Here is a 14311-nt window from a genome sequence, read left to right as displayed (position 1 = left end):
CCGCAGGGGTCGTGACACACCGTTGACTTACCTTAGAAACGGTGGAAGGTCCGTCTCGTCGACCTGCCAAGCCGACGCTCCTGCTGTCGAATGGCGGCTTCACTCAGAGGCCAATCTGCTTGGCGATGATCTCCTTCATGATTTCGGTGGTGCCGCCCCCGATACCCAGGATGCGCGAATCGCGATAGTGCCTTTCGACCTCGGTCTCGCGTAGGTAGCCCATGCCACCGTATAGTTGGACGGCCGTGTCAACGGCGAGCGCGCAGGCCTCTACGGCTTGGTTCTTGGCCATCGAGACCATCCGCACGTCGGTGTCTCCGGCGACGATGCGGTCCACAGCGGCACGGGTGTACGTACGGGCGACGTCGACGGCCGTCGCGATATCGACGATCTTGTGCCGCACCACCTGTCGGGTGGATAGCGGTCGACCGAAGGTTTCGCGCTTCTTCACCCAATCCAGCGTCAGGTCGAGGCAGCGCTGGGCCGTGGCGTAGCACTGGACGGCGATGAAAGCACGTTCGACCTGGAACTGTTGCATGATCTGCAGGAATCCGCTGCCTTCGGGGCCAACCAGATTGACCACCGGCACGCGCACGTCGGTGAATCCGAGTTCGGCGGTATCGGAGCACAGCCAGCCCATCTTCTTCAGTGCCCGCGAGACCAAGAAACCCGTGGCGCCACGCTCCACCACGAGCAGAGAAATCCCCGACGGGCCCGGGCCGCCGGTACGCACGGCGGTGGTCACGAAATCGGCGCGGACACCCGAGGTGATGAACAGCTTCGCACCGTTGACCACGTAGTGGTCGCCGTCGCGCCGTGCGGTAGTGCGGATGCCGGCGACGTCAGAACCGGTGTCGGGTTCGGTGATGCCAAGGCTGCCGATCTTCTCCCCGGCCAGGGTCGGCGCCACGAAGCTGCGGATCTGCTCGGGATCGCCCTGCGCGGCCATATGGGGCACTGCGATGTGATGCGTAAGTAGGCTGGCCAGTAAGCCCGACGAGCCGCCGGCCTCCATCACGGCCTCGGTGAGCAGCACCAGGTCGCGCAGGTCACCGCCGGAGCCACCGATCTCTTCGGCGAACCCGATGCCCAGCAACCCCGCTGCGGCTGCGCGGCGGTGGAGTTCTCTAGGGAGCTCTCCGGCGTCCTCCCAGTCTTGCAGGTGAGGAACGATCTCCTTCTGGGTGAACGACATCGCGAGGTTGCGCAACGAGATGCGCTCGGGCGTCATCCACGGGTCGGCTGCGGCCGCCTCCGCTTCCCGCTGATCCGGCTGTTTCATGTGAGTTGCTCCTGCTGTGATCACTCGGGGACGGCACGATTGCCACGTCGACCCCATTGTCGTCGAATGTTAATGACCGATAACGTAGCGTGTCAGGAGATCGACGTTGATGTCACCTGGAGGAAAGTTGATTGACGTCCTGCCCGACCGGGTCGACACCCGCGCGCCGGTATACCTCGAGAATCGCGAGGGACTCATCGCGCAGCTCCATGCGCTCGCCGAACAGCTGGCGCTGGCCAACGGTGGCGGCGGCGAGAAGTACGTCGCCCGGCACCGTAGCCGCGGCAAGATGCTGGCTCGGGAGCGCGTCGAGCTGCTCATCGACCCCGACACGGCCTTCCTGGAACTCTGTCCGTTCGCGGCGTGGGGCACGAAGTTTCCGGTGGGCGGCAGCGTTGTGGTCGGCATCGGCATCGTCGAAGGCGTCGAGTCGATGATCATCGCGCACGACCCGACCGTGCGCGGCGGAGCCTCGAACCCCTACACCTTCCGAAAAGTGTTCCGGGGCATGGCAGTCGCCCGCGAGAACCGGCTGCCCATCATCAACGTCGTCGAGTCGGGCGGGGCGGACCTGCCCACGCAGGCCGAGATCTTCGTGCCCGGGGGCCAGCTATTCAACGACCTCACCCAGCACAGCGCGCAGGGCCTGCCGACACTGGCGCTGGTATTCGGTAACTCGACGGCAGGCGGCGCGTACATCCCCGGCATGTGTGATTACGTGGTGATGGTCCGCAACCGGTCCAAGGTCTTCCTCGGTGGTCCGCCGCTGGTGAAGATGGCGACCGGCGAAGTGTCCGACGACGAGTCGCTCGGCGGCGCCGACATGCACGCCCGCACCTCCGGGCTGGCCGACTACATGGCCGAGGACGAGCAGGACGCCATCCGGATCGGGCGGCGCATCATGGCCAGACTGAACTGGCGCAAGCTCGGGCCCGGCCCGACACAGCCACCGACCCCCCCGCTGCGAGACCCCGACCAACTCCTCGGGATCGCTTCGGTGGACCCGAAGGTTCCCTTCGACCCACGTGATGTCATCGCCCGAATCGTGGACGGGTCCGCCTTCGACGAGTTCAAGCCGCTATACGGCACCTCGCTGGTCACCGGTTGGGCCTCGATCCACGGATACCCGGTAGGGATCCTTGCCAACGCGCGCGGAATCCTGTTCAGCGAGGAGGCGGAGAAGGCCGCCCAGTTTATTCAGCTGGCGAACCAGATCGACACGCCACTGGTGTTTCTGCAGAACACCACCGGCTACATGGTCGGCGCGGAGTACGAGCAGGGTGGCATCATCAAGGACGGCGCGAAGATGATCAACGCCGTCTCCAACAGCGCTGTCCCACACCTGACGATCGTGATGGGCGCGTCCTACGGTGCGGGCAATTACGGGATGTGCGGGCGGTCCTACTTTCCCCGCTTCCTGTTCACCTGGCCCAACTCGCGTTCGGCCGTCATGGGCCCGGCCCAGCTCGCGGGCGTGCTGTCGATCGTGGCCCGCGAGTCGGCCGCCGACCGGGGGCTCCCGTTCGACGAGGAGGCCGACGCCCAGATGCGCGCTGCCGTCGAGGGCCAGATCGAGCGTGAGTCGTTGGCGCTGGCCAACAGCGGCAGGCTCTACGACGACGGGATCATCGACCCGCGCGACACCCGTACCGTTCTCGGGTTCTGCCTTTCCGTGGTCCACAACAGCGAGATCCGTGGCCAGCGTGGCTACGGCGTGTTCCGGATGTGATGGCGATGCCCGTGATCAAGAAGCTGCTGGTGGCCAACCGGGGAGAGATCGCCCGACGCGTGTTTCGCACCTGTCGCGAACTCGGCATCGCGACCGTCGCCGTGTACTCCGACGCCGACGCCGACGCCTGGCACGTGGACGATGCCGACGAGGCCGTCCGGCTACCGGGTTCCTCGCCGGCGGAGACCTACCTCGACGGTGACCGGGTGATCGCCGCCGCCCTCCTCACCGGCGCCGACGCCGTGCATCCCGGCTACGGCTTCATGTCGGAGAACGCCGGCTTCGCGCGGGCCTGCGCCGACGCCGGGCTCGTGTTCGTCGGCCCGCCGCCGGATGCCATCGACGCGATGGGTTCCAAGCTGACGGCCAAGGCGATGATGGCCGATGCGGGCGTGCCGGTTCTCCCGGGCGGCGACGCGACCGGCCTGGACCCCGACAAGCTGCGCAAGCTCGGCGCCGAGATCGGCTACCCGCTGCTGGTCAAGGCGAGCGCGGGTGGCGGCGGGCGCGGCATGCGGGTTGTCGAGTCGGCCGACGACCTCGACGGAGCCGTGGCCTCGGCCTCGCGCGAGGCGATGTCGGCGTTCTCGGACGGCACGGTGTTCCTCGAGCGGTACGTGCAGCGTCCCCGCCACGTTGAGATCCAGCTGTTGGCCGACATGCACGGCACGGTTGTCTCGCTGTTCGAGCGGGAGTGCTCGGTGCAGCGCCGCCACCAAAAGGTCATCGAGGAGGCGCCCTCGCCCGTCGTCGACGACGACCTGCGCGCCCGGATGGGCGCGGCGGCGGTCGCGGCGGCACAGGCCGTGGGTTACGTCGGGGCCGGAACGGTCGAGTTCGTCCTCGACGCGAACGGCGGCGATGACGACGGGACGTTCGCCTTCCTGGAGATGAACACCCGGCTGCAGGTCGAGCACCCGGTCACCGAACTCGTCACCGGGCTCGACCTCGTGCGCCTGCAGTTGCTGGTGGCGATGGGTCGGCCACTGCCTGCCGAGGTGAGCAAGCCGCGGATCACCGGCCACGCGGTCGAGGCCCGGCTCTACGCCGAGGACCCCACGAAGGGCTACCTGCCGCAGACCGGAACGCTGCGCACGATGCAGATCCCCGACCACGTCGGGGTCCGGGTGGACTCCGGCGTGCGCGACGGCTCGGTGGTCAGCCACCACTATGACGCCATGCTGGCCAAGGTGATCGCCTGGGCGCCCACCCGCGCCGAGGCGCTCGGCGCGCTGTCCGCCGCGCTCGCCGGCGCCCGGATCCACGGACTCACCACCAACCGGGATCTGCTGGTTCGCGTTCTGCGCCACGACGAGTTCGCCGGACGCGGCACCGACACCGGGTTCCTCGACCGCCACGACGTGGCCGACCTCGGCGCAGCCCTCATCGACCGCGACGGGGAGGGCTTGCACGCCATCGCGGCCACACTCGCCCAGGTCGCGGGACGCCGCGCGGCGGCCCCCGTCCAGCCGACGCTGCCTGCCGGGTGGCGCAACAACCCGTCCCAACTGCAGTCCACCGGATGGCTGACCGCCGACGGCCGCGAGCGTCGGGTGGGCTATGCGCTGCTCCGCGACGGCGTCGAGGTCGAAGTCGACGGCAAACCGGTCGAGGACGTCAGGGTGCTCGTGCAGCGGCCGGACCGGGTGGTCCTGGAGACCGGCGGGGTACGGCGCGGCTACGACGTCGTCCTCGACGGCGACATCGCCTACGTTGACAGCCCTGCCGGGTCCACTGCGTTCACCCAGGTACCGCGGTTCCTGGACCCCAGCACGCTCAAGCCGGCGGGCTCGCTGACGGCGCCTATGCCGGGTTCGGTGATCCGGCTGCCCGTCGCCGCGGGCGACGTCGTGACGGCCGGGCAGGCCTTGGTCGTGGTGGAGGCGATGAAGATGGAACACACCATCGCCAGCCCGATCGACGGGATCGTCGCCGAACTCTCGGTCGAGGTGGGTCAGCAGGTGTCCACCGGCGATGCCCTCGCGGTGGTCGGAGCGGCCGACAGTGCAGACGAGGATTGAGCACCATCAGACCCGTCACCGGCCCCGGTGGCGGGTGACTTCGAAGTAGGAGAGCGGTATGGAACTGCACGAGACCGAGGAACGGCGAGCGCTGCGCAAGGCCGTGTCCGAGATCGCCAAGGACTTCGGGCACGACTACTACGTGGCCAAGTCGCTCGGCGGGGAGAAGAGTTCGGAACTCTGGCAGGCCGTGGGCAAGCAGGGGTTCCTCGGGGTCAACATCGCCGAGCAGTACGGCGGCGGTGGCGGCGGCATCTACGACATGCAGATCGTCGGTGAGGAACTGGCCGCGGCCGGCTGCCCGCTGCTGATGACGGTGGTCTCCCCCACCATCTGCGGCACGATCATCGAGGCTTTCGGCAGCGACGAGCTAAAGGCGCGCTGGCTGCCGGGCATCGCCAGCGGCGAGATCATCATGGCGTTCGCGATCACCGAGCCGGATGCGGGCTCGAACTCTCACAACATCTCCACCCACGCCAAGCGCGTCGGTGGGGATTGGGTGCTCAACGGCACCAAGTACTACATTTCCGGCGTCGACGAGGCGGAGGCCATCCTGGTCGTCACCCGCACCGCGACCGACGACCGCGGCCGCGGACGGCTGAGCCTGCTGGTGGTCCCGACCGACGCGCCCGGGTTGACCAAGACCCTCATCCCGGTGCAGGCGGTGACACCGGAGAAGCAGTTCACGCTGTTCTTCGACGACGTGCGGGTGCCGGCCGAGAACCTGATCGGCGCGGAAAACGACGGTCTGCGTCAGGTGTTCATGGGCCTCAACCCCGAACGCATCATGGGCGCCGCCCTGGGCAACGGCATCGGCCGCTACGCGCTGGACAAGGCGTCGGCCTACGCGCGCGAGCGCAAGGTCTGGGACGTGCCGATCGGAGCCCACCAGGGCCTGTCCCACCCGCTTGCGCACGCCAAGATCCAGCTGGAGCTGGCCCGGCTGATGACCCAGCGGGCGGCCTCACTGCACGACGCCGGCGACCCCGGTTCCGCGGAGGCGTCGAACATGGCCAAATACGCTGCGGCGGAGGCCGGCATCCTGGCCCTCGACCAGGCGATCCAGACCCACGGCGGCAACGGGTTGGCCACCGAGTACGGGCTGGCCACTCTCTGGGGCCCGGTGCGGCTGATGCGCACCGCGCCGATCAGCCGAGAGATGATCCTCAACTATGTGGCTCAGCACAGCCTGAACCTGCCCCGCTCATACTGAGCATCCTTCATCCGTTCGTGTCCGCTTCGGTCTACAAGACGGACGGTGGTGATCGGTCGCCCGCCGGGGCCGGGTCCTGCCTTACCGAGCATTTGTCAACCAAAACTGCCGAGGAGGCAAATCAACATGGATCGCGGTATCGGTCAGTGGGTCACCAAACGGGCCTTCCTCAACGGGCAGCGCACGGCGTTCGTCTGCGGTGACACCAGCTTCACGTACTCCGACTTCGATCGGCGCACCAACCAGGTCGCTTCGAACCTGTTGCGTCTCGGCGTCCGCAAGGGGGACCGGGTGGCCATACTGCTGGTGAACTCGGTCGAGTTCATGGAGGTCCTCCTCGGCTGCGCGAAGATCGGCGCCATCACCATCCCGATCAACGTCCGACTCGCAGGCCCGGAGATCGGCTACATCCTCGCCGACTCCGGCGCCGACGTGTTCGTGTTCCACGAGCCGCTCGCGGCGGCGGCGGTCAGCGCGCTGGCCGAGCCGGGGGTCCGGGTCCGCCACACGGTCCGGGCCGGGGGCGCCCCGGCCGACGGCGAGATCGCCTACCCAGACCTGCTCTCCGGCGGCGCCCCCGAGCCTCTCGACAGCGACGTCGAGGGCCGCGACGCCGCGTTCATCATGTACACCTCGGGCACCACCGGCCGCCCGAAGGGCGCCATCCTCACCCACGACAACCTACTGTGGAACGCCATCAACGTGCTGGGCGCCGAACAAGGCCTGACCGGCAGCGACGTGACTGTTGCAGTCGCCCCCATGTTCCACATCGGCGGGCTCGGGGTACATACGCTGCCATTGCTCTACGTCGGCGGGACCAGCGTGATCCTCCCGTCGTTCAACCCGGTGAGCACGCTCAAGGCGATGGCCGAAAGCCGCGCCACCGTCCAGTTCATGGTGCCGGCGATGTGGTCGGCGCTGACCCAGGTGCCCGACTTCGACTCCTACGATCTCTCCGCGTTGCGTCTGGCCATGGGCGGCGGCGCACCGATGCCGCTGACTGTCATCGACTTCATGCAGCAACGTGGCGTCCCCTTCACCGAGGGATTTGGGATGACCGAGACTGCACCCATGGTCTCGGTCTTGGACGCCGCCAACATCACGACGCGGGCCGGATCAATCGGCCGGGTCGCCATGCACGTCGATGCCCGCATCGTGGACGCCGACGACCGGGACGTCCCGGCCGACACCGTCGGCGAACTCCTGGTGCGCGGACCCAACGTGTTCGTCGGGTACTGGATGAAGCCGGCGACCACCGCCGAGGCCTTCCGGGGCGGCTGGTTCCACACCGGCGACCTCGGCCGGATCGACGCCGACGGCTACATCACGCTCGTCGACCGCAAGAAGGACATGATCATCTCGGGCGGGGAAAATGTCTACCCCATCGAGGTCGAGCAGGTGCTGTTCCGTCACCCCGGTGTGCTCGACGCCGCGGTGGTCGGCGGTCCGGACGACAAGTGGGGTGAGCGCGTCGTCGCGGTGGTGGTGGCCGACCCAGCCGCCGAGCAGGAACCCAGCGCCGACGAACTGATCGCCTGGTGCCGCGAACGGCTGGCGCATTTCAAGTGCCCCCGCGAAGTGCACCTCCTTCCCGAGCTGCCCCGCAACGCCACCGGCAAGCTCCTCAAGACCGAGCTGCGCAAGCGATTCACCGGCGTCGAGGGCGGCGTCGTCCAGCGCTGAGGCACGACACCGGAGGCGGAGCGCGGGTTTGGGAAGTGTTGTCACGACGAGTAGCCACGGTCGCCGCTGCAAATAGCTGAAGATGTTAATCGTCGCTAACGTCTAGCGCGTGGCAAGACCACGCGCGCCACTTGTCGGATGTTCTTATCCTCGATCCACCGATGAATTGGCTGGTCGTGGGGTGTCGGAATGAGGAAAGTGCCCTCTGAGCTGCGATGATGAGTGTTCTCTACGCACTTATCGGCACAACTCGGAAAGGCACTTCCGGTGCAAGTGTCCCATAGGTTCGCCGCATCGTCGGCGGTCTTCGATGATGAGCGTCTGGTGTCGTGCGCAGGCCTGGTACCGGTGATGGCCCTTGCCGAGCAGACCGGACTGTCATCGTCATTGGCCGACAAAGTTCGGTTCAGCTGCGAGCGGGTCAAGTCCGGTGCGGCCAATCCGTCGCCGAAGCTGACCACGCTGATCGCCGGGATGTGCACCGGCGCGGACAGCATCGACGACCTCGACGTAGTTCGTAGCGGCGGGATGAAGACCCTGTTCGGCGAGGTGTACGCCCCGTCGACCATCGGAACCTTGTTGCGGGAGTTCACCTTCGGCCATGCCCGGCAACTGGAGTCGGTGCTCAGTGAGCACGTGGGCGCTCTGTGCGAGCGTGTCGATCTGTTGCCCGGCGCCGACGGGCGGGTGTTCATCGACATCGACTCACTGCTGCGCCCGGTCTACGGCCAGGCCAAACAAGGTGCGAGCTACGGCCACACCAAAATCGCCGGCAAGCAGATCCTGCGCAAGGGTCTTTCCCCGTTGGTGACCACCATCAGCACCGAACACTGCGCTCCGGTGATCACCGGAGCACGACTGCGGGCGGGCAAGACCAACTCGGGCAAAGGCGCGGCCCGCATGATCGCCCAAGCCGTCGCCACCGCCCGCGGCGCCGGTGTCACCGGGCGCATCCTGGTGCGCGGCGACTCGGCCTACGGCAACAGCAGCGTGGTCACCGCCTGCCGCCGCGCCGGTGCCCGGTTCTCGCTGGTGCTGACCAAGACCGCCGCAGTCGTCGCGGCCATCGCCGACATCAATGACACCGCGTGGATCCCGGTGTGCTATCCCGCCGCGATCCCGACACCGGTGCCTGGATCTCCGATGCCGAAGTCGCCGAAACCACCTGCACCGCTTTCAGTTCCACGAAGACTCCGATCACGGCACGGTTGATCGTGCGCCGGGTCAAAGACGCCCGATACCCCGACGCCCTGTTCCCGGTCTGGCGATATCACCCGTTCTTCACCGACACCGACGAACCCGTCGACGTCGCTGACATCACTCACCGCCGCCACGCGATCATCGAAACCGTGTTCGCCGACCTCATCGACGGACCCCTGGCCCACATGCCCTCGGGACGTTTCGGGGCGAACTCTGCCTGGATACTGTGCGCGGCCATCGCCCACAACCTGCAGCGCGCCGCCGGCATCCTGGCCGGCGGTGCACACGCGGTGGCTCGCGGCGCCACCCTGCGCCGACGCCTCATCACCATCCCGGCCCGACTGGCCCGCCCCCAACGCCGACCCATCCTGCACCTACCAGCCCACTGGCCGTGGGCGACGCACTGGCTCCGATTGTGGCGCAACACCATCGGCCACAGCCCGCCAGCAACCGCCCCCACCTGACCAATCCGCCGAAAGGCCACGACCGGAGCACACAGGAAAAAGCTGGACAGACCAGCCGATACCCCCTGCTCACAGCCAGCAAGCGACCACCAAACCATTCCAGCCTCAGCCACGACAGCTCATCGGTGGATCAAGGCTTATGCCTCCTGGTTGTCTGGGCCGACAAGTCGCAACCTGCGCCACGACTCGCCTGTCGCCTTGCGCGATGGGTGCTTGAGCGTGTCTGACGTCGATGAGCTTCGGTGAATGGGTTGCTTCAGCTCCGTACGGCGGCGATCGACGACTCCACTCGATCAGCCTGCCCGCAGCAGAGCCCCGCGGCAGCGTCGAAACATGAATCGAACTCGGATTATCAGGCCGGGCGGCGCCGGATCGTCGCGCTGACCATCCTCAGATTCGGCGTGTTCGTCAGTAGACGGCACAGTTACGCAGCAAGGGCGTTCGCGGGACACGAACGACTAGGACCGCCCCAAGGCTTGTGTTGGGTTCAGTGCTACTTCGCCGAGCCAATAGCACATCAGTAGGGCGACCTCGACGTCTAATCGTTCCGCGGCGATCGGGCGACCGCGGCGCTCGAGTGCTCGATTTACGCGATACTTGACGGTATTGGCGTGTATCTGCAATTCGTTGGCGGCGGCTTTGAAGCTGGAACCGGCACGCAAGAACACCCTCAACGTGTCTCGTAGACGCTGGTCCGATGCAGTGTTCTGAGCCAACGGGCCCAGCACATCGTAAATCCATTCCTTCAGAGTCGCGTCATCGGTCATCAGCATCGAGGCCAGGGCCACACCGGGATCTCGTGCAGCGACGATCCGGTGCCGTGAGGAGCCGTCGGCTGCCACCGCGACCACACGGGCCTGCTCAGCCTGTCGGTAGGTGCGGCGGAAGCCTTCAATCCCCGGAAGTGGTTCACCGACGGAAAGTCTTGGGCCGTCAGGTTGAGCCCGGACGAAGTCGCGCAGCTGCGATAAATAGTCCGACGGGCGGTGAACCGTCATCCATGCGCATCCGACGAGGCGGTCGATGGAGAAGTAGACCGATTGCTTCGCTCCAGTGGCGGAGACCGCGTGTTGCATGAAGCGCTCCATGGCGATGAACTCGTCGGTGTCGGCGCCCGCATCTCGGTCGAGCCATACCATGAGAGCCACATGCGTTGCGCCCAAGAAGTACCTCATAGCCGACGACGCTTCGGTCAGGTCTACGTCGCGTCCGTTGAGGATGTCTCGAATGGCTTGTGCACGCAAACTTCGTCGGCGCTCGTCCCACTCCGCGCGTTCAGTCTGATATGTCTCCAAGACCTGCTCAGACATCCAGTCGATGTAGCGGAAAGACACACGGGTGATGTGTTCAATGAGCGCCAATTTCTCCTCGGGCGGTAGGTCCGCGCTCCGAAGGCCAGCGATGATGAGGTTCAATCCATACTGGTGCCCGAGCCTGTATGCCCGCAGCAGCGCGTTGACGGGTACCTCGCGTTGCGCCATCCTCCGGGCGTGTTCAAGGGCGGCCGTCGGTGACTCCATGCGGTCGAACGGGATCGAGTGACGGACGACGGAGAACCAAGTGTCTACGTTCGCGGCGACGGTGTCACTCAGTAGCTCTTTGAGCTGTTGATCGGCAGCGAGTTCGGCAACTTGCTCAATCAGAAGGCCATGTATGGACTCGGGCAATTCTCTGACGAGGTCGCCGAGGTCTCGGAATAGGTGATGAACCGCGTGACCGGGGGTGTCTTGAACTTCGGATGAATCAAGCACAGCTGCGACCGTACTCGATTACTTGTCTTTGCGAGACAACAGACGCCCGCAGGTTCGACCCTTCGAGACATACCGATCGCGGATCCGGGTATCTACGCTGTTAAGGAGCGGTGAGCCACGTTTTACCATTTCAGCAGCCGAACGAGGCATTGCTGTGGGCCACGGCGAACGGATGCGCGTGAAGAGGAAGGCGGAGGCATGAGTTGTCTGCTCGCAATAACCTTGTTTGCGGCCTTCGCGGCCGGAGCAGCCCCATTGCGAGGAACGATCAGCACCGCCCTGGCCGCAATAGACGACTTTCTCGATCGTTTCGGCCACGAAGTTTCCGGAACTGCTCATGCGAAGGAACGCCCGCCGCTCTGACGAGGTGGTCGAATCGGGCGCCGGATATGCCCGCCCGCCTCCCGCATACCGAAGCTGAAGCCTGGATAGCAGTAGGCTGTCCTCTGGACTCGCCCCCGGCCGTCGACTGACTCCAAGATCCCAACAGCAGCGCCGATCTGATCCGGGTCGCCCCGGCGGCGGGTGTGTTCGTCAAGGTGTGCGGGCACTGGTTCGGAGAACTCCGACCGCTCGATCCGACCTGGACAGCGCCCACCAGCAAAATGCTTCGGTTCGAATGATAATTCGGCCCAGGCGATGGTCGAACCATACGGTTTGGCATCGCTGCCTTCGGATGCGCCGATACTGCGCCGCCGGGGTTCCGTTCATGGAGGTAGTTCTGACACCTCGACAACGAACCAGAGTGGCCGGGCCGCGGCCATCGCAGGGCCCTGAAAGACGCTCAGTCCGACGAGTCGTTCAGCGTGCGGTCGAGAAAATCTGCGACTGCCGAAGTGAAGGCGTCGTTGTCGTCGCCCGCAACCATGTGGCCCGTGCCCGAAACGTCGACAGCCTCGGCGTGCGGTACGACTTCGAGGAACTCCTCGACCGACTGCTGCGACGTCACGTCGGAGTGAACGCCGCGAATGAGAAGCGTTGGTGCTCGCACGCGGCGGGCCCCTTCGATGAGAAGGTCGCTTATGGCGCCGAATTCTTTGGCACCAGTTGCTGGGTCGCCCTGCAGGAACTCGAAGTTGGAAGCTATGAACGCCGGATCCCATCGCCAGATCCACCGACCGTCGTCGCGCTGCTGCAAGACCTTTCGGAGACCGTCCAAGTTCTTGGGCCGAGCGCGATGCCGGTTGTACTGGGCAATGACGTCCGCGGCCGCGTCGAGCGTATCGAATCCGTCGGGATGGGCGCCCATGAAAGACACGACGCGGCGTGCTCCGTGAAACTCCATTCGCGGAGTTATGTCGACCAGTACGACGGCTCCCCACAGATCGGCAGGCGCCACCAAATGCGTTCCCAACACCGTCATGCCGCCCAAGGATGCGCCAACGACAGCTGGCGGGCGGCCATCGCTGGCATATCGGCGAATCGACAGCAGGTCGGATGCAAGTCGGTCGAGATCGTATCGACCATCGGGGTCCCACTCGCTGTCGCCGTGACCGCGGGCGTCGTAAGCGACGACGGTATACCCGCGCGCGTGTAAGCGGCGCGCGGTAGTCGCCCAGGCATGGCGGTTCTGTCCACCGCCGTGCAGCAGTATGACGACCGCGCGGGCGGATTCGTGTCGGTAGACATCGGCTGCAAGGGCGGTTCCGTCTTCGTTGCGGACGCGCTCGAACGTTGAGGTCATTTGCTGTGTCCTCGATGGTCGCCTTGGGCAGCGTTCTCGTTCCGCGACCGGATCACGAGGCGCTCTGGGCGACGACGGTCACTGTTCCCTGTGCGGCGCATACCGGGCGTCCCGTATTGGTGATGTCGATCCTGGCGACGCCGCTACGCTTCCCCAGCGCGATGATGTCGGCGACCGCAACGCAGACTCCACTGGACACCGGACGTAGGAGGTTCAGTTTGAATTCGGTTGTGGCCACCCATGACCCAGGTGGGATCACCGGATAGAACACCACGCCCAAGCAGTGGTCGACCATCGCTGACAGGCATCCGCCATGCAGAGTGCCGAAAGGAGTCAACAAATCGGCTCGGGCGTCCATTTCCACTACCAGTCTCCCGGCGGAGAACTCGATGTGGCGGAAGTCCAAGTACTTGGCGAGCCCTCCCGAGGTTCCCCCCGCGTGCTGGAGCTCCTCGGCTATTTGCTTGTTGAACTGGGGGAAGTCCATGGTCAGCGCCTCGTTTCGTTCAGCGATACCGATGCCATCGCTGAGACACTACTCCGCAGTTGTCGCAGCAATGCAACTGTGAGTGTCGGCCAGTAGCGCGGGAAGCAGGAATCGGCGCAAGAAAGCATCGATTCCTTCGGGGCTGCGGTGCCGGGGGCCGCGAACCGCGAGCAAGCTGAGGATGATGCGCAAAATCCATTCGGCGGCGTCATCGACCGAAACGCCGGCTTCGAGTTGATGCCAGTGTGCGGCGAACACGGGTCGCAGAAACTCGGCGACGAGTTCGAACAGCGCCACCGACGTTCCCTCGGCCAGTCCCACGCCGGCGAGTTCATCGTCGCTGGCGAAGAGCATGCCGATTATCGGTTCGCGGCGTGCCGCGCGCACCGTGACTGCAACGAAGTCCAATATGGCAGAGCCCAAGTCGGTGTGCGCCAAGATCCGTCCGCTGGTGCGGTGCAGGTAGCGTTCCGCTGCGCGGACGATGACACCGGATACGACGGATTCGCGACTAGCGAAGTAGCGATAGACCGTGGCGCGCGATACGCCCGCATGCCTGGCGATATCCTCCATCGTGGTGCCCGACAGCCCCTTGCCTTGCAGGCACGTTTCGGCGGCGTCGAGTAGGCGATCGCGCGCCATATCGCGGTTTCGCCCAGGAGTCGCGTCGCCCCGCCGCAACGATCTCTTCGTCACGGGTACGAGTATGCCCTGTCAAGGGACCCGCTCTGTCGAACACCCGCGGTTGTCGCATGGAAACGGATGTGACAATATCGCAGTCGTGTCGCATAGAAGAC

Annotated in this window: 10 protein-coding genes and 1 pseudogene; 5 read left to right on the top strand and 6 right to left on the bottom strand. The window is 65.7% G+C overall.

Annotated features, from left to right (window positions below; genetic code table 11):
• Positions 1-103: 103 nt before the first annotated feature.
• Positions 104-1303: an acyl-CoA dehydrogenase family protein gene (locus G6N44_RS19990; RefSeq protein WP_370492758.1), complete on the bottom strand. Its 1200-nt coding sequence runs from the start codon at positions 1301-1303 to the stop codon at positions 104-106.
• A 106-nt stretch (positions 1304-1409) separates the two neighbouring features.
• Between G6N44_RS19990 and G6N44_RS19985 the strand changes: the two genes are divergently transcribed.
• From G6N44_RS19985 to G6N44_RS19965, 5 genes and pseudogenes are all read left to right on the top strand, one after another.
• Complete coding sequence (locus G6N44_RS19985; protein ID WP_067992181.1) at positions 1410-3011, top strand: acyl-CoA carboxylase subunit beta; 1602 nt, start codon at positions 1410-1412, stop codon at positions 3009-3011.
• A 5-nt stretch (positions 3012-3016) separates the two neighbouring features.
• A complete protein-coding gene (locus tag G6N44_RS19980; RefSeq protein WP_172527842.1) occupies positions 3017-5032 on the top strand; it encodes an acetyl/propionyl/methylcrotonyl-CoA carboxylase subunit alpha in 2016 nt (671 codons plus the stop codon).
• 58 nt (positions 5033-5090) lie between these two features.
• Complete coding sequence (locus G6N44_RS19975; RefSeq protein ID WP_067992172.1) at positions 5091-6245, top strand: acyl-CoA dehydrogenase family protein; 1155 nt, start codon at positions 5091-5093, stop codon at positions 6243-6245.
• Between the two features lie 126 nt (positions 6246-6371).
• Positions 6372-7928 carry an acyl-CoA synthetase gene (locus G6N44_RS19970; RefSeq protein WP_067992169.1) on the top strand — a complete coding sequence of 519 codons (1557 nt, stop codon included), beginning with the start codon at positions 6372-6374 and terminating at the stop codon, positions 7926-7928.
• Positions 7929-8195: 267 nt separating this feature from the next.
• Positions 8196-9592: pseudogene (locus G6N44_RS19965) on the top strand (IS1380 family transposase).
• Between the two features lie 458 nt (positions 9593-10050).
• Here G6N44_RS19965 and G6N44_RS19960 read toward each other — a convergent pair.
• From G6N44_RS19960 to G6N44_RS19940, 5 genes are all read right to left on the bottom strand, one after another.
• Positions 10051-11343 (bottom strand): PucR family transcriptional regulator, encoded by a 1293-nt coding sequence (locus G6N44_RS19960; protein WP_078290120.1) that lies wholly within the window; start codon positions 11341-11343, stop codon positions 10051-10053.
• An 18-nt stretch (positions 11344-11361) separates the two neighbouring features.
• Entirely contained in the window at positions 11362-11661 is a 300-nt protein-coding gene (locus G6N44_RS19955) for a hypothetical protein (RefSeq protein ID WP_131805205.1), read from the bottom strand.
• Positions 11662-12127: 466 nt separating this feature from the next.
• On the bottom strand, positions 12128-13027 hold the full coding sequence (locus G6N44_RS19950) for an alpha/beta fold hydrolase (protein ID WP_011895462.1): 900 nt from the start codon (positions 13025-13027) through the stop codon (positions 12128-12130).
• A 52-nt stretch (positions 13028-13079) separates the two neighbouring features.
• Entirely contained in the window at positions 13080-13514 is a 435-nt protein-coding gene (locus G6N44_RS19945) for a PaaI family thioesterase (RefSeq protein ID WP_011895463.1), read from the bottom strand.
• 48 nt (positions 13515-13562) lie between these two features.
• Complete coding sequence (locus G6N44_RS19940) at positions 13563-14156, bottom strand: TetR/AcrR family transcriptional regulator (protein ID WP_011895464.1); 594 nt, start codon at positions 14154-14156, stop codon at positions 13563-13565.
• Between the last annotated feature and the right edge of the window lie 155 nt (positions 14157-14311).

It is taken from the genome of Mycolicibacterium alvei (assembly GCF_010727325.1).
Taxonomy (GTDB): domain Bacteria; phylum Actinomycetota; class Actinomycetes; order Mycobacteriales; family Mycobacteriaceae; genus Mycobacterium; species Mycobacterium alvei.
The sequence above is the reverse complement of the archived record's forward strand: the minus strand, read 5'-3'. Positions and strand labels throughout refer to the sequence as shown.